At 73.5% G+C, this 20,729-nt stretch carries 21 protein-coding genes and 2 tRNA genes; 7 read left to right on the top strand and 16 right to left on the bottom strand.

Going from position 1 to position 20,729, the window contains the following annotated elements; genetic code table 11:
• Positions 1-11: 11 nt before the first annotated feature.
• Together G5V58_RS08260 and tyrS are read right to left on the bottom strand one after the other, a co-directional pair.
• Positions 12-1,037: an alpha-hydroxy acid oxidase gene (locus G5V58_RS08260; protein WP_165230962.1), complete on the bottom strand. Its 1,026-nt coding sequence runs from the start codon at positions 1,035-1,037 to the stop codon at positions 12-14.
• The gene (gene tyrS / locus G5V58_RS08255; protein ID WP_165230959.1) at positions 1,034-2,296 is read right to left on the bottom strand and encodes a tyrosine--tRNA ligase; all 1,263 of its coding nucleotides are present in this window, start codon (positions 2,294-2,296) and stop codon (positions 1,034-1,036) included. Before tyrS ends, G5V58_RS08260 begins: the two co-directional genes overlap by 4 nt.
• Positions 2,297-2,400: 104 nt before the next feature.
• Here tyrS and G5V58_RS08250 point away from each other — a divergent pair, with 104 nt between their 5' ends.
• The gene (locus tag G5V58_RS08250; protein WP_165230956.1) at positions 2,401-3,840 is read left to right on the top strand and encodes a serine/threonine-protein kinase; all 1,440 of its coding nucleotides are present in this window, start codon (positions 2,401-2,403) and stop codon (positions 3,838-3,840) included.
• A 76-nt stretch (positions 3,841-3,916) separates the two neighbouring features.
• A complete protein-coding gene (locus tag G5V58_RS08245; RefSeq protein WP_165230953.1) occupies positions 3,917-4,525 on the top strand; it encodes a response regulator transcription factor in 609 nt (202 codons plus the stop codon).
• 12 nt (positions 4,526-4,537) lie between these two features.
• On the opposite strand, the gene G5V58_RS08240 is transcribed toward G5V58_RS08245, so the two are convergent.
• A complete protein-coding gene (locus G5V58_RS08240; RefSeq protein ID WP_230487176.1) occupies positions 4,538-4,783 on the bottom strand; it encodes a DUF3099 domain-containing protein in 246 nt (81 codons plus the stop codon).
• Between the two features lie 22 nt (positions 4,784-4,805).
• On the opposite strand from G5V58_RS08240, the gene G5V58_RS08235 reads away from it, so the two are divergent.
• From G5V58_RS08235 to G5V58_RS08225, 3 genes are all read left to right on the top strand, one after another.
• Positions 4,806-5,252 (top strand): MOSC domain-containing protein, encoded by a 447-nt coding sequence (locus tag G5V58_RS08235; protein WP_230487175.1) that lies wholly within the window; start codon positions 4,806-4,808, stop codon positions 5,250-5,252.
• Between the two features lie 534 nt (positions 5,253-5,786).
• Positions 5,787-6,614 carry an oxidoreductase gene (locus G5V58_RS08230; protein ID WP_165230944.1) on the top strand — a complete coding sequence of 276 codons (828 nt, stop codon included), beginning with the start codon at positions 5,787-5,789 and terminating at the stop codon, positions 6,612-6,614.
• Positions 6,611-7,213 carry a TetR/AcrR family transcriptional regulator gene (locus tag G5V58_RS08225; RefSeq protein WP_165230941.1) on the top strand — a complete coding sequence of 201 codons (603 nt, stop codon included), beginning with the start codon at positions 6,611-6,613 and terminating at the stop codon, positions 7,211-7,213. The genes G5V58_RS08230 and G5V58_RS08225 overlap by 4 nt, the downstream gene beginning before the upstream one ends.
• A gap of 208 nt (positions 7,214-7,421) precedes the next feature.
• On the opposite strand, the gene G5V58_RS08220 is transcribed toward G5V58_RS08225, so the two are convergent.
• The 13 genes from G5V58_RS08220 to G5V58_RS08160 form a co-directional block, all read right to left on the bottom strand.
• Positions 7,422-7,495 (bottom strand) — tRNA-Ile (locus tag G5V58_RS08220).
• A gap of 196 nt (positions 7,496-7,691) precedes the next feature.
• A tRNA-Asn gene (locus tag G5V58_RS08215) sits at positions 7,692-7,764 on the bottom strand.
• 60 nt (positions 7,765-7,824) lie between these two features.
• The gene (locus tag G5V58_RS08210; protein ID WP_165230938.1) at positions 7,825-8,316 is read right to left on the bottom strand and encodes a hypothetical protein; all 492 of its coding nucleotides are present in this window, start codon (positions 8,314-8,316) and stop codon (positions 7,825-7,827) included.
• Entirely contained in the window at positions 8,313-10,187 is a 1,875-nt protein-coding gene (gene dnaG, locus G5V58_RS08205) for a DNA primase (protein WP_165230935.1), read from the bottom strand. Before dnaG ends, G5V58_RS08210 begins: the two co-directional genes overlap by 4 nt.
• 20 nt (positions 10,188-10,207) lie before the next feature.
• Positions 10,208-11,122, bottom strand: coding sequence for a 2-hydroxyacid dehydrogenase (locus tag G5V58_RS08200; RefSeq protein ID WP_165230932.1), 915 nt, complete (start codon positions 11,120-11,122; stop codon positions 10,208-10,210).
• Positions 11,119-11,751: a hypothetical protein gene (locus G5V58_RS08195; RefSeq protein ID WP_165230929.1), complete on the bottom strand. Its 633-nt coding sequence runs from the start codon at positions 11,749-11,751 to the stop codon at positions 11,119-11,121. The genes G5V58_RS08200 and G5V58_RS08195 overlap by 4 nt, the downstream gene beginning before the upstream one ends.
• Positions 11,752-11,785: 34 nt before the next feature.
• Entirely contained in the window at positions 11,786-13,057 is a 1,272-nt protein-coding gene (locus G5V58_RS08190) for a deoxyguanosinetriphosphate triphosphohydrolase (RefSeq protein WP_165230926.1), read from the bottom strand.
• A 152-nt stretch (positions 13,058-13,209) separates the two neighbouring features.
• The gene (locus G5V58_RS08185) at positions 13,210-14,085 is read right to left on the bottom strand and encodes an SH3 domain-containing protein (RefSeq protein WP_230487174.1); all 876 of its coding nucleotides are present in this window, start codon (positions 14,083-14,085) and stop codon (positions 13,210-13,212) included.
• 197 nt (positions 14,086-14,282) lie between these two features.
• Positions 14,283-15,410: a tRNA dihydrouridine synthase DusB gene (gene dusB / locus G5V58_RS08180; RefSeq protein ID WP_165230923.1), complete on the bottom strand. Its 1,128-nt coding sequence runs from the start codon at positions 15,408-15,410 to the stop codon at positions 14,283-14,285.
• A 38-nt stretch (positions 15,411-15,448) separates the two neighbouring features.
• Positions 15,449-16,387: a hypothetical protein gene (locus tag G5V58_RS08175; RefSeq protein ID WP_165230920.1), complete on the bottom strand. Its 939-nt coding sequence runs from the start codon at positions 16,385-16,387 to the stop codon at positions 15,449-15,451.
• A 73-nt stretch (positions 16,388-16,460) separates the two neighbouring features.
• Positions 16,461-17,189 (bottom strand): hypothetical protein, encoded by a 729-nt coding sequence (locus G5V58_RS08170; protein WP_165230917.1) that lies wholly within the window; start codon positions 17,187-17,189, stop codon positions 16,461-16,463.
• A 26-nt stretch (positions 17,190-17,215) separates the two neighbouring features.
• Positions 17,216-18,613, bottom strand: coding sequence for a glycine--tRNA ligase (locus G5V58_RS08165; protein ID WP_165230914.1), 1,398 nt, complete (start codon positions 18,611-18,613; stop codon positions 17,216-17,218).
• Between the two features lie 57 nt (positions 18,614-18,670).
• The gene (locus tag G5V58_RS08160; RefSeq protein WP_165230911.1) at positions 18,671-18,991 is read right to left on the bottom strand and encodes an antibiotic biosynthesis monooxygenase family protein; all 321 of its coding nucleotides are present in this window, start codon (positions 18,989-18,991) and stop codon (positions 18,671-18,673) included.
• Positions 18,992-19,066: 75 nt separating this feature from the next.
• Between G5V58_RS08160 and G5V58_RS08155 the strand changes: the two genes are divergently transcribed.
• Positions 19,067-19,933, top strand: a complete 867-nt coding sequence (locus tag G5V58_RS08155; protein WP_165230908.1) for a metal ABC transporter substrate-binding protein — start codon at positions 19,067-19,069, stop codon at positions 19,931-19,933.
• Positions 19,930-20,724, top strand: coding sequence for a metal ABC transporter ATP-binding protein (locus G5V58_RS08150; RefSeq protein ID WP_165230905.1), 795 nt, complete (start codon positions 19,930-19,932; stop codon positions 20,722-20,724). Before G5V58_RS08155 ends, G5V58_RS08150 begins: the two co-directional genes overlap by 4 nt.
• The last annotated feature ends 5 nt before the right edge of the window (positions 20,725-20,729 follow it).

Here is a 20,729-nt window from a genome sequence, read left to right as displayed (position 1 = left end):
GATCCCCAAGCCTACGGAGTCGCGGGGAACGCCGCGATTCCCCGCACGTCGGCCGGGGTGCGGCAGCCGGCCAGGGTGAGCGCCTCGGTGACCTCTACGGCCAGCTCGGCGTGCAGCCGGGCCACCGCGGCCTCGCCCTCGGCCAGCGCCCAGACCGGCGGGCGCCCGAGGAACGCCGCATCGGCGCCGAGCGCCAGCGCAGCCACGACGTCGAGGCCGCTGCGGATCCCCCCGTCGACGTAGACCTGCGTCGCCCCGTCGACGGCGTCGACCACCGCGGGCAGCGCGAGCGCGGTGGGCAGCGCCCGGTCGAGCTGGCGACCGCCGTGGTTGGACACCCAGACCGCGGCGGCGCCGGCGTCCACGCAGCGGCGGGCGTCGTCGGGGCGGAGCACGCCCTTGGCCACCACCGGCAGGCCGCTCACGCCCGCCAGCCAGCCGAGGTCGTGCGGGCCGAGGTCGGTGGCCTTCTCCGCGCCGGGGCGGTCGTCGTACCCCTCGTCGAAGTTGACCCGCAGCCACTGCGGGTCGGCCAGCTCCCAGAACGACGACTCGGTGGGCTTGCGGGCCACGACCGGGGTGTCCACGGTCAGCACCAGGGCGGAGGCGCCGGCCTCGACGGCCGCGTGCAGCAGCGGCTCGGCCAGGGTCCGGTCGGCGGGGACGTAGACCTGGAGCCACCAGGGCCCGTCCGGCAGGTCGGCGAAGCGGGTGCCGGCGTTGCTGGAGACCACGGTGAGCGCCCCGGCCGCCGCGGTGGCCCGCAGCATCGCGGGCTCCCCGCCGGCGTGCACCTCGCGCTGGGCGCTGGTCGGCGCGACGCCCCACGGGACGGCGTACTCGTGGCCGAGCAGGGTGGTGGCCAGCGAGACCGAGGTGACGTCGCGCAGCACGTGCGGGGCGAGCCGGACCGCGCGCCAGGCGTCCGCCGCCTCGTCGCGGGTCGCGTTGCCGCCCGAGCCGGTGGCGACGTAGTCGAAGACGTGCGCCGGCAGGACCGCGCGGGCGCGCTCCTCGAGCCCCGCGAGCCAGCTCACGGGGCGGTGACCCCCGCGAAGTTCTTCTTGCCGCGGCGCAGCACCAGCACCCGGCCGCCGAGGAAGTCGTCCGGTCCGGGCACCTGCTCCGGGTCCTCGGCGCGCTCGTTGTTGACGTAGGCGCCACCTTCGGCGAACGCGCGACGCGCCTCGCCCCGGCTGGCCACCAGGCCGGAGGCGACGAAGAGGTCGGTGAGCGTCGCGCCCTCGGGGGCGGGCACCAACGGGCGGGCCGTGCCCAGCGCCTGGGCCAGCACGTCCGGGTCGACCCCCTCGAGCGAGCCGCCACTGAACAGCGCCGCGGACGCCGCCTCTACCTGCGCGGTGGCCCCGGCGCCGTGCACCAGCGTGGTGACCTCGGCGGCCAGCCGGCGCTGGGCGGCGCGCCGGAAGGGCTCGGCCGCGTGGGCCGCGACCAGCTCCTCGATCTCGGCGCGGGTGAGGAAGGTGAAGACCTTGAGCAGCTCCTCCACCTTGGCGTCCTCGGCGTTGAGCCAGAACTGGTAGAAGGCGTACGGCGACATCATCTCCGGGTCGAGCCAGAGCGCGCCGCCCTCGGTCTTGCCGTACTTGGTGCCGTCGGCCTTGGTGATCAGAGGCGTGGCGAAGGCGTGCGCGTGGCCGCCGTCGGCACGGCGGATCAGCTCCACCCCGCCGGTGAGGTTGCCCCACTGGTCCGAGCCGCCGAACTGCAGGGTCACGCCGTGCTGGCGGAACAGCTCGAGGAAGTCCATGGACTGCAGCAGGACGTAGGAGAACTCGGTGTAGCTGATGCCGGCCTCGAGCCGGCTCCTCACCACGTCGCGGGCCAGCATCCGGTTGACCGGGAAGTGCTTGCCGACGTCACGCAGGAAGTCGATGGTCGACAGGCTCGCGGTCCAGTCGTAGTTGTTGACCATCGTCGCGGCGTTCTCACCCTCGAAGGAGAGGAACGGCTCGATCTGGCGGCGCACCCGCTCGACCCAGTCCCGGACGGTCTCGACGGTGTTGAGCGTGCGCTCGCCGGACTCCTTGGGGTCGCCGATCATCCCGGTGGCCCCGCCGACCAGCGCGAACGGCGTGTGGCCGGCCTCCTGCAGCCGCTTGGCCGTGAGGATCTGCACCAGGTTGCCCATGTGCAGGCTCGGCGCGGTGGGGTCGAAGCCGACGTAGAACCGCACGCTCCCCGCACCCAGCGCCTCGCGCAGGGCGTCGAGGTCCGTCGAGTGCGCGACCAGGCCGCGCCACACGAGGTCGTCGAGGAGGTCGGGGTCGCTCACCCCTCCATCCTCCCCGATCCGCCGGCACCGGAGCGAACCGGTTCCACCGGGTACCCGTACGGTGGGTGGGCAGGAGGAACGGGTGAGCAGCAGTTGATCGGCGCATGACCACGACGGTGGTGGCGGGGCGGTACACGCTCGAGACCGAGGTCGGCCGCGGCGGCATGGGCGCCGTGTGGCGCGGCCGTGACGACGTCCTCGGCCGGACCGTCGCGCTCAAGCGGATCGGCGTCGCCCCCGGCGGGATCACCCCCGACGCCGTGCGGGCCGAGCGGGAGGCCAAGCTGGCCGCCCGGCTCAACCACGCCAACGTCGTGGCCGTCTTCGACCTGGTCAGCGAGGGCGACGTCCAGTGGCTGGTCATGGAGTACGTCGAGGGCACCGACCTCGGCGACCTGATCAAGCAGCGCGGGCGGCTCAGCCCCGACGAGGCCGTGCCGGTCCTGGCCCAGACCGCGAGGGCGCTGGCCGCCGCGCACGGGGCCGGGATCGTGCACCGCGACGTCAAGCCGTCCAACATCCTGGTCTCCCCCGACGGGCAGGTGAAGCTGTCGGACTTCGGCATCGCGCGCACCTCCTCCGACCCCGCGCTGACCCAGACCGGGCTCGTGACCGGCTCCCCGGCGTACCTCTCGCCGGAGGTGGCCAGCGGCCAGCAGGCGACGCCGGCCAGCGACGTGTGGTCCTGGGGCGCGACGCTGTTCCACGCGCTGGAGGGGCACGCGCCGTACCAGATCGGCGACAACCTGCTCGGCGCGCTCTACCGGATCGTCCACGAGGAGCCGCCGCGGCCCGCGCACGCGGGCTGGCTCACGCCGCTGGTCGAGGCCACGATGACCCGCGACCCGGCCCGCCGCTGGTCGATCGCGACGGCCGAGGAGTTCCTGGACCGCGGTCCCCGCGAGGCCACCGTGCCCGTCGCGCGACCCACCACGCCGGTGGGGCCGTCGGCCGCCGCGCGCACCCGCACCTACGACGACCAGGGCACCTCCCTCCTGCCGCTCGCCGCCGCCCCGGTCGGCACCCCCGGTCCTCCTCCTGCGACGGCGGAGACCCGGCGCCCGTCGGCCCGACCGGGCCGGCGCTGGCTCCTCGTGGCGCTGGCCGTCCTGGCGCTGGCCGTGGTCACCACGATCGCCTTCGTGATCGGGCTGGGCGGGGACGACGGCGACGGCGACGGCGCGAGCACGGCGCCGAGCGGGGGCACCACCGCGCCGCCGTCCTCGGAGGCCGCGCAGCAGCCGACGGCGAAGGGCATGGAGGACTTCGTGCGGACCTACATCGACACCGTCGTGTCCGACCCGACCTCGGCCTTCGACCTGCTCACGCCGGCGTTCCAGGACAAGAGCAACGGGCTGGAGGCCTACGAGAAGTTCTGGGGTCCGGTGCAGTCGGCCACCATCGACTCCGTCTCCGCCGACCCCCAGACGATGCGGGTCTCCTACACCTACACCTACCGCCGCGGCGGCGACGAGACGACCGAGGACATCACGCTGGTCCTGCAGTTCGCCGACGGGCAGTACCGCATCGCCGACGAGCTCTGACCTGCGGATTCCACCCCTTTTGGTGAGGCTCGCGGGGCGAGCCGCACGCGACTCGCCGCCTACATTCGGCTCCATCATGAATGCGCCGTCACGGGGCAGCGACCACCCGCTCGCTGTCGGTGTCTACGACGAGCCGGAGCTGATCGTCACCGGGGTCGGCGCCATGCTGGCGCGCTCGGGGGCGAGCGTCGAGGTGGTGAAGGTGACGGCGGACGGGGAGCCCCCGGCCGTCGACGTGCTGCTGTGCGACCCCATCGGGCGCACCATGCAGCTCGAGGAGTACCTGACCCGCGTCGTCCACCGCACCACCGCGCCCGTCCTCGTCTTCACCTGGACCAGCAGCCCCTCCAACCTGCGGCGCTCCCTGGCCGCCGGCGCGCGGGGCTTCGTCTCCAAGTCGGCCAGCGCCCAGGACCTCGCCGACGCCGTCGCCGCGGTCTCCCGCGGCGAGACCGTGGCGCCGACCGGCGGCCGGATCGGCGCACAGCCCGGCATGGCCGACCTCAGCGCGCGCGAGGCCGAGGTCCTCGAGCTGATCTGCCGCGGCCTGAGCAACCTGGAGATCGCGGACCGGTTGTTCGTGAGCGTGAACTCGGTGAAGACCTACGTGCGGCAGATCTACCAGAAGATCGGCGTGGCCCGGCGCTCGCAGGCGGTGGCCTGGGGGCTCGCGCACGGGTTCTGAGCCCTCCCGGACTCAGCGGTCCGGGTCCTCCTCGAACCGGGTGGGGCGGCTCGGCCGCGACCGGGGCAGGTCGCTGTCGGCGAGCGCCCCGGAGTTGCCGACGATCGCCGCCACGGGCGGGATCACCGCGGCCACCACGCTCATCAGCACCGCCGCGGTGGTGGACCACAGGCGCACGACGTTCCAGGCCAGCACGATCAGGCCCAGGCAGACGGCCATGAGCCAGAAGTAGGTGCGGTGTCGGCGAGCGCGTTGCACTCCCTTCCGTACCCTGGAGGACGTGGTCACCGTCGCCGCGCTGCACCTCGCCCCCGGCTCGCGGCTGCCGATGAAGGCGCGCGACGCCGTCGAGGTCGAGACCGCGGCCGGCATCGTCGGCGACCGCTACCACGGCTCCCGGCACCGCCAGGTGAGCGTGCAGTCCGCCGAGAGCATCGCCGAGGCCGAGGAGCTGTTCGGCGCCCCGATCCCGCTCGGGCTGACCCGGCGCAACGTCACCGTCTCCACCGGCGAGGTGCCCCGCCAGCCCGGCTCGCTCATCCGGCTCGGGCCGGTCCTGCTCGAGGTGGTCCGCGTGGCCGCGCCCTGCAAGCTGCTCGACGACACCATCGGCCGCGGCGCCCAGGAGGCGCTGCGCCGGCGCGGCGGGTCGATCTGCCGGGTGCTCGCCGGCGGCCACCTCGCGGTCGGGGACCCGGTCGAGCTCGAGGTCCTGGCCGCGGCCTGAGCGGCCCGCGGGCGCCTACCAGCGCCCGGTGGACCTCACGATGGCCCACACGACCACCGAGCCGCCCGCGACCACGCCGAGGATGACCAGGAAGCCCTCGGCGCCGCTCACCCACCGAGCCTCGCAGGTCACGCCCCCACCCGCATGACGCGTCCGGGTCCACCCGCAGGTGCGTCGGGTGGCCCACCTGCGTCCGCGGCATGACCCGTCCTGACCATGCCGTCAGCGCCACCCTGACCCGCCCTGACCTGCGCAAACGCGGCCGGACGGCGTACGGCGACGCCCGCCGCCTGGTGCATCGGCACTAGCCGCCGATGGCTCGAACGCCCGCGCAGGATGGCTTGAAGGGGCCTCCCGCGCGCCGCCGCCCCGTCCTAGCGTGGTGAACGCCACCCGTCGGGTGACCAGGGATCACCCTCCGGGTGACCGGACGACACCGGACCGACGTGGCGCGGTCCCCCCGCCTCTCCCGGGCCGGGGGGACCGCCCTGAACACCTTTTGAAACTGAACTGAACGTTCATTACAGTCGAGGCATGAGCAGAGTCTGGTTCATCACCGGCGCAGCTCGCGGCCTCGGTCGCGAGGTCGCGCTCCACGCACTGGCCGCGGGCGACGACGTCGTCGCCACCTCGCGCGCGGGCGACGCAGGGCTCGCCGACCACGGCCCGGGACGCCTGCTCGAGGTGGCGCTCGACGTGACCGACGACAGGCAGGTCGACGCCGCGGTCCGCGCCGCGGTGCAGCGGTTCGACCGGATCGACGTCCTGGTCAACAGCGCCGGCCACGGGTTGCTCGGCGCGGTCGAGGAGACCTCCGACGACGAGGTCCGCGCGGTCTTCGAGACGAACCTGTTCGGGTTGCTCGCCGTGACGCGAGCCGTGCTGCCCGGCATGCGCGCGCGCCGGTCGGGGCACGTCGTCAACATCGGCTCGATGGGCGGCTTCGCCCAGGTCGCGGGCTGGGGCGTGTACGGCGCGACGAAGTTCGCCCTCGAGGGGGTCAGCGAGGCGCTGCAGGCCGAGCTCGCCCCGCTGGGCATCCGGGTCACCGTCGTGGAGCCGGGCGGGTTCCGCACCGGGTTCCTGGACGCCGTGCGGACCGCGGCCGTCGAGCTCGACGACTACGCCGACAGCTCCGGGGCGGTGCGCCGGGCGGTCCGTACGGGCTCGGTCCAGCAGGCCGGCGACCCGGCCCGGGCGGCCGCCGCTCTCCACACCGCTCTCATGTCCCCCGAGCCGCCGTTCCGCCTGCAGCTCGGCGCCGACGCGGTCGAGATGGTCGAGGACAAGCTCGACCGGGTCCGGGCCGAGCTCGAGCGGTGGCGCGAGCTGGCCGCGTCCACGGCTGGCCCGCCGTCGTGACCGAGGCCCGGCCGGTGACCGGCCGCGGGGAGCGGGCCCGGCAACGCGTGCTCGACGCCGCCGCGGAGCTGCTGGACGCGGGCGGGCTCGCCGCCGCCACCGTGGACGCCGTCAACCTCCGGTCGGGCGTCTCGAAGGCCACGATCTACAAGTACTGGCCCAACCGGTTGTGCGTGGCCATCGACGCGTTCGCCGACCGTCTCGAGCACGGCACCCAGCTGCCCGACGAGGGGTCCGCCGAGGCCGACCTGTCCGAGCAGACGCGGCGGGTCGCGCGCTTCTACGGCTCACCCACGGGTCGGCTGCTGGTCGAGCTCCTCGCCGCCTCCCTCGCCGACGCCGACGCCGCGGCCCTGATGCGGACCAGGCTGCTCGACAGCCGCCGACACGCCGTCCAGGAGCTCTGGGCCCGGTCGGTCACGGGCGGCGACGTGCGGCCCGACCTGGACCCGGACGTCGCCCTGGACGTCGCCTTCGGTCCGGTGATGTGGCGGCTGCTGCGCAGCGGCGCGGTCACCGGCGACGAGGCCGCAGCGCTGGCGGACGCCGCCTGGCGCGGTCTCGCCTCCGACCCTGAGCCGCCCGCACCCCGCGGCTGACCCGCGGGATCCCCAAGATCAAGGACGCCCGGTGAGAGCCGTCTTCAATACGGTGGTCGAGGCCGCGCCGCCGGTTGTCCCCCCAGGTCGCGGCGGCGCGGCCACCAGTGCTTCGTCACTGCGCCCCGACCAGATGGGGGTGCGGCGGTCCGGGACCGTGGTCATGCTCTGCGTCCGTGGCGACGCGCTCGCCGTCAGGATGCCTCTGTGGGGCGGGTGGGGCTCGAACCCACGACCCAGGGATTATGAGTCCCCTGCTCTGACCGACTGAGCTACCGCCCCTCGACGGCGGAGCCTAGGGCACCGCTCGTCCCCGACGACGTCCCGCACAGCAACCCGCACCGAGACTCGGTCGAGCATGCGGCGGTTGATCGGAGGGTGGCTGGTTCGAGTCCGACAGGGGGAAGCGCGCACAGCGACGACGACCTCCGGAGAAGGCCCGCCAGGGCCGACTCGGAGGTCGTCGTCGCGAAGTGTGCTCCCCCGGTTGGACTCGAACCAACAACCCTTCGATTAACAGTCGAATGCTCTGCCAGTTGAGCTACAGGGGATCGGGTTGCGCTGCTTGCGCAGCCCGGAAACCTTAGCAACGAGGATCCGGGCGGGAGAAATCAGCGGTCACCGACCTCCTCGCGCGCGCTCAGGAGCGCCTCCTGGGCGGCCTGGGCGACGAAGGGGTCGTCGGGGTCGATGCCCTCGTCGTACTCGAACAGCCAGGTGACCCGGCGCTCGCCGGTGGGGGCGCGGCGGGCGATGACGCGGACGCCCTTGGTGCCGCGCATGGCGACGTGGCGCTGCAGCAGGATGGTGGCGGTCACGCGCTCGCGGACGAGCTGAAGCAGGCGGTCGGGCTCGTCGAGCGTGAGGGCGTACGCCGCGCGCTGCTCGCCCCAGGTGCCGACCTCGGAGACCTTGAAGGTGGTGGAGTCGAGGTCCCAGTCGGCGGCCTCGATGCTCTCCCAGGGGATGCGGTGGCCGTCGGGGAGGTAGAGCGCGGCGCCGGTGCCGGCGACCGGCCCGTCGGGCGAGGTGGCGTGGGCCAGGACCTTCTCCCCCGGGTCGACGGCGACGTCCGGGACGTCGCGGCGGCGGAAGCCCCTCACTGCGCGCCGATGATGTGGTCGCGGAGCTTGCGGCGGTGCTCCTCGAGGGCGGCGAGCTCGCCGAACATCCGGTTGAAGGCTTCGGCGTGCTCGACGGGGTTGGTGCGCTGGAGCCTGGCCTTGACCTCGGCGATCCGGCGCTGGGCGGTGAGCTCGAGCAGCCGGAACACGTGCTCGGCGATGTAGTCGCCGGTGGGCTGGCGCTTGAGGGGCTCGACGCTGAGCTGGTTGAGCACGGGTACGACGTCCGGCGCGGCCGCGTCGCGCAGCCGGGCCACCCAGCCGGCGTCGCCCGCGCCGGCGGACGGGCCGCCGGCGGCGGAGACGACCTCCCACACGGCGCGGTAGGCCGGGTGGGTGAAGTCGTCGGGGCCGATCTCGGCGGTGGAGCGGCCGATGGCGGTGGGGTGCTGGACGACGAGCTTGAGCGTCTCGCGCTCGATGAGGAACCGCGGGTCGAGCAGGCTGGGCGCGGCTCGGCGGGCGGGCGGCTCGGGCGCGGCCTGGGGAGCGCCGGAGGAGGAGCGGCCGCGGCGCACGAACTGGTCCATCTGGGCCTGCACCTCGAGCGGGTCCAGGCCGGTGAGCTGGGCGATCTCGCGGGCGTAGGAGCTGCGGGCCGCGGCCTGGTCGCGGCTGCTGAAGACCAGCTGCATCGCCTCGCGGGCGGCGCCGACGCGGCCGTCGGCCCGGTCGAGGTCGTACTTCTCGACCAGGTTGCGCAGCACGAAGCGGTACAGCGGCACCCGTCGGGCCACCAGCTCGCGGACCGCGGCGTCGCCCTTCTTGATGCGCAGGTCGCACGGGTCGAGCCCATCGGGCTCGACCGCGACGTAGGTCTGGGAGACGAAGTTCTGGTCGCCCTGGAACGCCTTGAGCGCCGCCGCCTGCCCGGCCGCGTCGCCGTCGAAGGTGAAGATCACCTCGCCTCGGAACTCCTCGTGGTCGGCCATGTAGCGCCGCAGGACCTTGGCGTGGTCGTCGCCGAACGCCGTGCCGCACGACGCGACCGCCGTACCGACGCCGGCCAGGTGGCAGGCCATCACGTCGGTGTAGCCCTCGACCACCACCGCCTGCGACGACCGCCCCATCTCGCGGCGCGCCAGGTCGATGCCGTAGAGGACCTTGCTCTTCTTGTAGATCGGCGTCTCGGAGGTGTTGAGGTACTTCGCCTCGACCCGGTCGTCCTCGAAGATCCGCCGCGCCCCGAACCCGATGGTCTCGCCGCTCGCCTCCCGGATCGGCCACAGCAGCCGCCCCCGGAACCGGTCGTACGGCGAGCCGCCGCGCTGGCTCGGCACGGCCAGACCGCCGACGGTGATCTCCTCGGAGGTGAACCCGCGCGCCCGCAGGTGCTTGAACAGGTCGTCACCGCCGCGCGGGGCGAACCCCAGCCCGAACTGCTCGGCGCTCGCGCCGTCGAAGCCGCGCTCGGTCAGGAACTGCCGCGCCACCGCGGCCTCGGGCGTCAGCAGGTGCTCAGCGTAGAACTCCTGGGCGACCCGGTGCGCCTCGACCATCTTGCCGCGCGCCGGCCCCTTGGGCCGGTCGTCGAAGCCCTCGCCGTCCTCGCGCTTGAGCTCGACGCCGTACTTCTCGGCCAGCCGCTCGACGGTCTCCATGAACGACAGCCCGTCGATCTTCATCACGAACGAGATGACGTCGCCGCCCTCGCCGCAGCCGAAGCAGTGGAACGACTGGCGGCTCGCGTTGACGTTGAAGGACGGCGTCTTCTCGTCGTGGAACGGGCACAGCCCCTTGCGGGAGCCGGCGCCGGCGTTCTTGAGGGTGACGTACTGGCCGACGACCTCCTCGATGGAGGCCTTCTCGCGCACCTCCGCGATGCTCTCCTCACGGATCCGGCCGGCCACCTCCTGATCCTACGGGCGTCTCAGTACTCGCCGGTCATGACGTTCACAGGCTGCTCGCCGGCGGCCAGGCGGTGCAGCTGGTCGCGGACCAGGCGGTACGCGCGCGGCCACATCGCGCTGCTCGAGCCGCCGACGTGCGGCGAGACCAGCAGCCCGGGGCAGTCCCACAGCGGGCTGTCGGCGGGCAGCGGCTCGGGGTCGACGACGTCGAGGGCGGCGCGGACCCGCCCGGCGTGCAGGGCCTCGACCAGGGCGTCGGTCCCCACGACCGCGCCGCGGGCCACGTTGACCAGCAGCGCCCCGTCCCGCATCCGGGCCAGGAAGGTGGCGTCGACCAGGCCGCGGGTCTCGTCGGTGAGCGGCAGCACGAGGACGACGACGTGGGCGTGCGGGAGCAGCTCGGGCAGGGCGTCGATGGCGTGGACGCCGTCGCGGGCGGTGCGGGCCACCTTGACCACCTGGCACTCGAACGGCGTGAGGCGGGCCTCGATGGCCGCCCCGATCGCGCCGTACCCCACCAGGAGCACCTGCTTGTCGGCCAGCGACTCGTGCCAGCCCGGGGTCCACTCGTGGCGGTCCTGGGCGCGCACGAAGCCGGGCACGCCGCGCAGCGAGGCCAGGGTCAGGGTCAGCACCAGCTCGGCCGTCGAGGTGTCGTGGATGCCGCGGCCGTTGCAGAGCGTGACCCCGTCGGGCACCACGTCGCGGAGGTTGTCCACGCCGGCGGTCAGGGTCTGCACCACCTTGAGCGACGTCATCCGGGGCAGGACGTCGCGGACCTCGGGGCCGACGGAGTACGGCGGCACGAAGATCTCGACGTCTTCCACGGAAGCCGGGACCTCTTCCAGGGAAGCGACCACCTCGTAGTCGAGGCCGTCCGGCGGGTCGCCCAGCTCGGCCGGGTCGAAGGGCAGCCAGACGAGCGGACCGGTCACGGCGCCGAGACCGCGGCGGCGGACGTGATGGTGTCCACCCGGGTGAACGTGACGGTGTTCGGGGTCTGCGGCGACGGGACGCTCCTGATCGTGCTGCCGTTGCCCTCGGCCCGGAAGCGCAGGGTCGATCCGGCCGCCACCTCCAGAGCGGTGCTGCCCGAGCACGAGATCGTGTACGCGGTGCCCCCCTCGACCGCGCTGAACGCCAGCCGCGTCGCCCCGCTGTCGGAGCTCAGCTGGCAGAAGAGGGCCGTGACGTTGCTCGAGACGTCGAAGGAGGCCGAGTAGGACACCACGTAGCGACCCGCAGGTAGACCGGGGAACACGTAGTTCAGGTTCGCCGTGGGCGTGGTCGTCGTCGGCAGGCGGTACTGGAAGACCGGGGTCTGCAGCGCACTCGCGGGCAGGCCGCCCACGGCCTGGGCGTCGAGCGCCGTGGCCGCCCGGTCCGCCGTGCTGGCGCGCGCGACCGAGAGGCCGGGAGCCTGCTTCTCGACCACCGAGGCAGCGAGCTTCTTCACCGCCTTCTTGGTCAGGCCGGAGGCGGCCGCCGGCGCGACTCCGCTCCCCAACAGGACCCCGATCACGAGGGCGACGGCTACGGCGACGGCGACACGGGTCCGGGTCATCAGTGCTCCTGCGACGAGGGATGGTGGGAGGAGGCTACGCGCGCCAGCCGGCCGCACCGGTGCCGTGGCGGACCAGCCGGTCGTGCCAGGTCACCGCGCTGGCGTCGGTGAGCGAGGCGACCTGGTCGACCACGACCCGCAGCCGCTCGGCGTCGTCGCCCGCACGCTCCCAGTCGTCGGCGAAGGACCGGTCCAGCGACGCCGGGGCGTGCGCCAGCAGCGCGGCGACCAGCTCGGCGACCAGGGTCCGCTGCCGGGCCATCAGCTGGACCCGGTCATCGGCGTGCATGACGTAGTGCGCGGCGATCCCCTTGAGCACCGCCATCTCCAGCACGGTCTGCTCGGGCACGACCAGGTCGGCCCGGTAGCGCACGAACGGGCCCGGGGCCGCCGCGAATGTCGCCTCCTGCACCGCCCCGCAGAAGCGGCCGATCAGGTCGCTGGTGAGGTTCTTCAGCGCGGCCAGGGTCCGCCGCGTCCCGTCGTACGCCGCGTCCGGCCAACCGTCGACGCTCCTCAGTCCGTCGAGGGCGGCGCCGAGCTCGTCGTCGGACGCCTCGGGCAGGTAGCCCGCGCGCACGGCCGCCCAGACCGCGTCGCGGTCCAGCCGGGTGAGGTCCACCCGGCCCGCCACGACGCCGTCCTCGACGTCGTGCACCGAGTAGGCCACGTCGTCGGCGAGGTCCATGATCTGCGCCTCGACGCAGCGACGTGGCCCACCGAGCGGACCGGCCGGGGCGCCCTCGCGCAACCAGGTGAAGACCGGCAGGTCGTCGGCGTACACCCCGAACTTGCGCAGCCCCTCGGCGGCGGGCCAGGGGTACTTCGTGCAGGCGTCGAGCGTCGCCCGCGTCAGGTTGAGCCCCGCCGACTCCCCCGACGCGCCGAACGTCTTGGCCTCCAGCCGGGTCAGCAGCCGCAGCGTCTGCGCGTTGCCCTCGAAGCCCCCGCAGGGCGCGGCCAGCTCGTGCAGCGCCTGCTCGCCGTTGTGCCCGAACGGCGGGTGGCCCAGGTCGTGCGCCAGCGCCGCGGTCTCCGCGATGTCCGGCTGCGACCCGAGCGCCCGCGACAGGTCCCGCGCCACCTGCGCCACCTCGAGGCTGTGGGTCAGCCGGTTGCGCACGAAGTCGTCGACCTGCGGCCCGTGCACCTGCGTCTTGCCCGCCAGCCGCCGCGACGCCGCCGCGTGCACCACCCGCGCCCGGTCCCGCTCGAACGGCGTCCGCTCCGGCGCCTCCACGCGCTTGGGCGGCTCCGCGACGAGCCGCTCGCGGTCTCGCTCGTCGTAGCGGTCGGTGCTGTCCATCAGCACCCGAGCCTAGGTGACCGCGCCGACGGGCCGTCCACGGCCGGACGCCACGGCGCGGACCCCGCACCGGCTGGCGCCGTCGCGCGGCGCGACCGCCGCCGACCACTGCGACCGCGGCCGCGGCTCGGTGAGGACCGAGCGCAGCGAGGTCAGTTCACCGAGACGTGCACGTGGTCGTAGTGGTTCGCGGTGGCGGACCCGCGAGACGGCATCATCCGCCAGCCCTCACTCGACCGGACCGGCGTCCAGATGTGCTGGCGCCAGATGACGTCGTACAGGTTCAGCTCGGAGGCGTGGGCCTGGAGGAACTCGGCGATGGCGGTGCCGAGGGCGACGTCGCTGGTCATGATGTCGATGGCCTTGCCGCTGGCGTGCTCGCCGTGGGCGTCCCAGCCGCCGTAGGAGGTGATCTCCGGGAAGGCGTGGCAGACCGAGCGGTAGACGTAGACGGCGGCGTCGGTGAGGCCGTTCTCCACGCTGCCGTCGGGGCAGGGCTCCATGGAGAGGCCGGCGCCGGCGCCGGCGGGCTTCTCGTCGGCGAGGTAGCCGGTGGTGACCCAGCGCGACTGGCCGTCCAGCACGATCTCGGTGCGGCCCCAGAAGGTGCGGCCGGTGACGAGGACCTTCTTGCCGGCCTCGATCTCACCGAGCTGGGTGGCCTTGTCGCCGGGCTGGTTCCAGATGTTCAGCTCGTCGGTCGTCCACTGCTTCCTCTTCGCGCCGTCCACCGCGGCCTGGATGGCGGCCTTGGACATGGCGTTCGGCGGGACGGGGGTGAGCCGGACGTGCTTGGCGCGGTCCTCGGCGCGGGTGACGACCTCGGAGCGCTGGGACGGTACGGCGCTCAGCCCGGCAGCGGGGGCGTCGGCGCTGATCTTGGTCAGGTCGGACGCCGCGGGGTCGGCGGCCCCGACGCCGAGGGCGACCACACCGGCGGTCGCCAGGACGGCGAGCGGTGCGATGACGGCCATGGCCGGGGGCTTGCGGCGGGCTTCGGTGTCCCGCTTGTGGCGATGCTCGCCCACAGCGCTGATCCTCTGCTGGTTGGTGACAACGACATGCGTCGACCGGATTGTCACGGACAGGTCACGGCCGACGCGATTGACGACTCAACCACACGCCCCGCGGAGCAGCCAATCCCTGACACCCCATCCGGGTGACGCGGGCCACTGTCGGAGCCCCGGCTGAGCGGGCCGGCCCGCCTCGTCCTGAGACGCGGATCTCACCCGCCGGTGGTCTCCACGGCGTCCTCGGTGAGCCCGCAGCCGGTCCCGTCGGTGTCGTCGAGCCACCCCTCGGGGAGGGCGACGCGGTCGCGCGGCGAGCCCTGGCGGCCCCGCGGGGCCCCCAGCTCGGAGACCGGGAACGGCTCGTCGGGGTCCAGCCGCTCGAGCAGCGCGTCGAGCTCGGCCAGCGAGCTCACCATGGCCAGCGAGCGGCGCAGCTCGCCGCCGGCGGCGAAGCCCTTGAGGTACCACGACACGTGCTTGCGGAACTCGGTGCAGCCGCGCTCCTCGCCCAGGTGGTGGGCCAGCAGCTCGGTGTGGCGGCGCATCATGGCGGCCACCTCGCCCAGCCGCGGCAGCGTGGCCACCTCGGTCCCGTCGAACGCTGCCGCGAGGTCGCGGAACAGCCACGGCCGGCCCAGGCAGCCGCGCCCGACGACGACCCCGGCGCAGCCGGTCTCGGCCACCATCCGCAGCGCGTCGGCCGCCTCCCAGATGTCGCCGTTGCCGAGCACCGGGATGTCCACGTGCTCGACCAGCCGCGCGATCGCGGACCAGTCGGCGGAGCCGGAGTAGGCCTGGGCCACGGTCCGCCCGTGGAGCGCGATCGCGGCCACGCCGGACTCCTGGGCGATCCGGCCGGCGTCGAGGTAGGTCTGGTGCTCCTCGTCGATGCCGATCCGGGTCTTCATGGTGACCGGCACGTCGTACGGCGCGGCCGCGGCCACCGCGTGCTCGAGGATCTCGCCCAGCAGCTGCCGCTTCCACGGCAGCGCTCCCCCGCCGCCCTTGCGGGTCACCTTGGGGACCGGGCAGCCGAAGTTGAGGTCGACGTGGGCGACGCCGTACTCCGCGCACAGGATCTCGGTGGCCTTGCCGACGTAGACCGGGTCGGTGCCGTAGAGCTGCACCGACCGCGTCGTCTCGCGCTCGTCGAAGACCAGCATGTCGAGCGTGTGCTGGTCGCGCTCCACGACGCCGCGGCTGGTGATCATCTCGCAGACGTAGAGCCCGGCGCCCTGCTCTGCGCACAGCCGGCGGTACGCCGCGTTGGTGATCCCGGCCATCGGCGCGAGCACCACGGGCGTCGCCACCTGCAGCGGGCCGAGGGTGAGTCCGGACATGCCCCCCATTCTCCGTGCGGAGGCGCCCGATGCGGGAATCAGCGCGGGACGAGCCCCAGGCGCGCGGTGGTGGGCGCCGTGACCCGCTCACAGTCCCCCGTGACCGTGCAGCGCACCAGCCACCGCCGTCCGCCCGTGCCGACCACGGCCAGCAGGTCGCCGTCGGCCTCCCAGGCCACCGGTACGCCGGTCGTGCCGGCCAGTGCGAGCGCGGGCAGTGCCACGACGGCGCCGTCGCTGACCCGGCGGACCTCGAGAAGGGCGCGGCGGCGGTAGGTCTCGCCGGCGACCCACGCGCCGTCCGGCGAGACCGCGGAGGGCTCGAAGTCGGCGCTCCACGCCGGCGTCCCCGGAGCGCTGAGGGCGGTCGGGCCGACCTGGTCGTCGTCCTCGTCGTCGCCGTCCCCGGACGGGGTCGCGACGAAGAGCAGGTCGTGGTCGGGGTCGGCCAGCTCCGCGACCGGGCCCACCTTGGTCGACCGCTCCCCCGGGACCCAGCGCAGCGTCGGCCGCTCCCAGAAGCCGACGTAGAGCGCGTCGTCGTCCTGCCCGATGACCGAGGTGCCGTCGAACCACGCCCGGCTGCCCACCACGTCGCCGTCCAGGTCGAACACGGTCAGCTCGGTGCGCCCACCCCGGTCGGTGACCGACTCGACGACCTGTGCCGCGCCGCGGCGCAGCTGGTAGCCGACCGCCTCCTCGGCGTACCGGTGCAGCCAGACCTGGCGGACCGTCCTGCCGCGCACCGCCAGCACCCGGTCGTCGGCGCTGTCCACCGCGACCAGCCACTGGCCGGCGCGGCGGCCGAGCACCTCGACCCGGCCGCGGACCGGGAGGGTGACGCTCGAGCCGTCGGGGAGGTGCACCACGGTGCCCGTCGCGTACGCCACGGCCGGCGGCTCGGCGGGTTCGGCGACCGCGGGGGCACCCAGCCCGACGGCCAGGAGGGGGACGACGCAGGCGAGGAGACGCAGCACGCCCCGAGCGTCGCGTCGGCGGCGGCCCCGGACCATGGCCCGTCCGGGCCATCGACACGCGCGCGGACCGGGACTAGCCCCCGCGCTGACCGCTCTTGTTCTTGCCGCCCTTGCCGCCCGCCGGCTTCGGCGGCTCGGGGTCCTGCAGCTCGCCGGACCAGGTGATGGGGTCGAACTCCTGGGTGGGCCGGAAGCTCACCGCGGTGAGGTCGCCCTGTCGCGGCACGAGGTAGACCAGGCAGACCTTGGTCTTCTTGCCCGTGGGGAACTTCTTCGGGAACGCTCCAGGCTGGCAGGCGGTGAAGGCGCTGGCGAACGACGTGGCCTCGATGAGGGTGTTGTCGCCGTCCACGACGTAGAGCGGCACCCGCCGCCCGCCGAGGTCGGTGTCGCCGCGGTTGGTGATGGTGGCGCGCACGAAGTAGGGGCTGGCCTTCTTCTGGCCCGCGTCGAGGTCCCAGCCCTCGAACGACTTCTTGATCGTGGTCTTCTCGAGCCGGGTGATGGTGATGTCGAGGACGCCGACCTCGTCCTGCTTGGGCTGGTAGGCCACGGTCGCGGTGTCGCCGACCGCGAGCTGGCTGCCCTGCGGGCTCAGCTCGACGCCCGCCGGGACCGGCAGCGAGCTGGCCGAGGCCGACGGGCCAGCCGTGCCTGCCGTACCGGTCTCGCCGGCCGTGCTGGCGCTGCTGCTGCCGTCGCCGGCGTCGGGGTCGGACCCGCTGTCGTCACCCGAGCAGCCCGCGAGCACGCCGCCGGCCAGCACCACCGCGGCGAGGCCCGCGCCGACCCTCCTCAGCACCCCGTCATTGTGCAGGCGGGACGGCATCAGCAGCCGAAGAAACGCTCGGCGAAGTACGACGTGATGCCGGCCAGCGGGACCCGCTCCTGCGCCATGGTGTCGCGCGAGCGCACCGTCACCGCGTCGTCCTCGAGGGTCTCGAAGTCGACAGTCACGCAGTACGGCGTGCCGATCTCGTCCTGGCGGCGGTAGCGGCGGCCGATGGCCCCGGAGTCGTCGAAGTCGACGTTCCAGTTGCGGCGCAGCTCGGCCGAGAGCGCCTTGGCCTTGGGCGAGAGGTCGCTGTTGCGCGAGAGCGGCAGCACCGCGACCTTGACCGGCGCCAGGCGCGGGTCGAGCTTGAGCACGACCCGCTTGTCCACGCCGCCCTTGGTGTTGGGCGCCTCGTCCTCGGCGTAGGCGTCGACGAGGAAGGTCATCAGGCTGCGCGAGAGCCCGGCGGCCGGCTCGATGACGTAGGGGTAGTAGCGCTCGTTGGCGGCCTGGTCGAAGTACGACAGGTCCTGGCCGGAGTGCTTCGCATGCGTCTGCAGGTCGAAGTCCGTGCGGTTGGCGATGCCCTCGAGCTCGCCCCACTCCGAGCCCGCGAAGCGGAAGCGGTACTCGATGTCGACGGTGCGCGTCGAGTAGTGGCTGAGCTTCTCCTGCGGGTGCTCGTAGTGGCGCAGGTTGTCGGGGTCGATGCCGAGGTCGGTGTACCAGCGGGTCCGCTCGTCGATCCAGTACTGGTGCCACTCGGCGTCCTCGCCGGGCTTGACGAAGAACTCCATCTCCATCTGCTCGAACTCGCGGGTGCGGAAGATGAAGTTGCCCGGCGTGATCTCGTTGCGGAAGCTCTTGCCGATCTGGGCGATGCCGAACGGCGGCTTCATCCGCGAGCTGGTCACCACGTTGGCGAAGTTGATGAAGATGCCCTGGGCGGTCTCGGGGCGCAGGTAGTGCAGCCCCTCCTCGTTCTCCAGGACACCGAGGTAGGTCTTGAGCAGGCCGGAGAACTGGCGCGGCTCGGTCCACGCACCACGCGTCCCGCAGTTGGGGCAGGCCACGGTGGCCAGGTCGACCTGGTCGGGGTCGTCGAGGCCCTTCTTCTCCGCGACCTCCTCCTGGAGGTGGTCAGCGCGGAACCGCTTGTGGCAGACCTGGCACTCGGTGAGCGGGTCGGTGAAGGTGTCGACGTGGCCGCTGGCCTCCCACACCGGGCGCGGCAGGATCACCGAGGAGTCCAGGCCGACCATGTCGTCGCGCGACTGGACCATCGCGCGCCACCACTGGCGCTTGATGTTCTCCTTCAGCTCCACACCGAGCGGGCCGTAGTCCCAGGCGGAGCGGGTGCCGCCGTAGATCTCCCCGCACGGGTAGACGAAGCCCCGGCGCTTGGCCAGGGAGACGACGAGGTCGACGGTGGACGCGGGGGCTTTGGCCACGAGATGCTCCGGATGGTCACGGCCGGCTGGCTGCCGGTCTGGCGTTTGGGTGAACCCTCAGCCTATCGACCGTGTCGAGGCGGAATTGAGCTCGGTCCCCGGCTCGACCAGCTCGTAGGCACTGGGCTCGTCCACCGCGCGGCTCAGCAGCGGCACCGCGTGCATCTTGACGTCGTACGACGAGAGCGCGCGCCGGTAGGCGCCGACGTTCTCCCACCGCGTGGTGAGCACCCACAGCTCGGGCTCGTCCAGGTTGCGGCCGACGTGGCCGTCGACGTAGCCGGGCCGCTCGGCCAGCACCGCGTGCGCCCCCGCCAGCTCCGCGCGGAACGTCTCGCCCTCGCCGACCGGGACGCGGAAGCGGCTCACCACCAGCACCCCCCGACCCTAGCGAGGACCTCGGGGGCGGTGTCGACTTGAAAATGGTTCTCACTTGTGGTGAGAATCGTTCTCATGCGGATCGCCCCCCTCCTCGCCCTGGTCCTGGTCTCGACGACGGGCTGCGCGGCCTTCAGAGAGGACAGCGCGACGGCGAGCGGCAAGGTCGGCGTCGCGGCCGCGTTCTACCCGCTGGCCTTCGTGGCCCAGGAGGTCGGCGGCGACCACGTCGCGGTGACCAACCTGACCCAGGCCGGCAAGGAGCCGCACGACCTCGAGCTGGACATCAAGACCACCGCCGACGTGGCCGACGCCGAGCTGGTGCTGGTCGAGCACGGCTTCCAGCCGACCGTGGACGACGCGGTGGCGCAGGTGGCGACCGGCGACGTCCTGGACGTGGCCGACGTGGTGGACCTCGAGGGCGACGACCCGCACTTCTGGCAGGACCCCGCCCGGATGGCCACCCTCACCGAGGCGGTGGCCGACGAGCTGGCCGACCTCGACCCCGACCACGCCGACACCTTCCGGGCCAACGCCGACCGGCTGGTGGGCGAGCTCCGCGACCTCGACGGGGCGTACGCCGACGGGCTGCGCGGGTGCGAGCGCGACACGATCGTGGTCTCGCACGACGCGTTCGGCTACTTGGCGAAGTACGGCCTGCAGATCGAGGGCATCGCCGGCCTCTCCCCCGAGGCCGAGCCCACGCCCGCCGACCTGGCCCGCCTCCAGGACCTGATCCGCAGCGACGGCATCACCACGGTGTTCTCCGAGCGCCTGGTCAGCCCGCGGCTGACCGCGCAGCTGGCCAAGGACATGGGCATCACCACCGAGGTCCTGGACCCCATCGAGGGGCTGAGCGACGAGACCTCGCAGGAGGACTACCTTTCCCTGATGCGCGAGAACCTGGCCGCGCTCGAGCAGGCCAACGGGTGCCCGGCGTGAGCCTTCCCCTCCGCCTCACCGACGGCGCGGTCGCCATCGCCGGCCGCCCGGTCGTCCGCGGCGTCTCGCTGACGGTGCGGCCCGGGGAGTTCGTGGCCCTCATGGGCGCCAACGGCTCGGGCAAGTCCACCCTGGTCCGCGCCCTGACCGGACTGCTGCCGCTCACCGGCGGATCCCTGGAGCTGTACGGCGAGCCGATCGCGTCGTTCGCGGACTGGCGGCGCATCGGGTTCGTGCCGCAGCGCATCGGCGCCGCGTCCGGCGTACCGGCCTCGGTGTGGGAGGTCGTGGCCTCGGGCCGCCTCACCCACCGCCGGCTGCTGCGGCCCCTGTCCCGCGCGGACCGGACCGCGATCGACGAGGCGCTCGAGGTGGTCGGCCTCGCCGACCGGGCCCGCGACGGCGTCTCCCAGCTCTCCGGCGGCCAGCAGCAGCGCACGCTCATCGCCCGCGCGCTGGCCGGCGAGCCCGAGCTGTTCTTCCTCGACGAGCCGACCGCCGGCGTCGACCTGCCCAACCAGGTCGCCCTGGCCGCGTCGCTGGGCCGGCTCAAGGCGCGCGGGGCGACGGTCGTGCTCGTGGCCCACGAGCTGGGCCCGCTGGGCAGCCTGGTCGACCGGTCGGTGGTGATGCGCGACGGCCGGATCGCCTACGACGGCAGCCCGCTGGCCGACCACGCGGTGCACTCCCCCGGCTTCGGCGAGACCCACGCGCACCACCACCACCCCGACCCGGCCCGGCGCGACCACCTGCCCGCGGTCAGCTCGCCCTTCGAGGAGAGGTGGGACTGAAGGCC

This window comes from Nocardioides anomalus, assembly GCF_011046535.1.
Classification (GTDB): Bacteria; Actinomycetota; Actinomycetes; order Propionibacteriales; family Nocardioidaceae; genus Nocardioides; species Nocardioides anomalus.
Note: the sequence above shows the minus strand (reverse complement) of the source record. Positions and strands in the feature narration are given on the sequence as shown.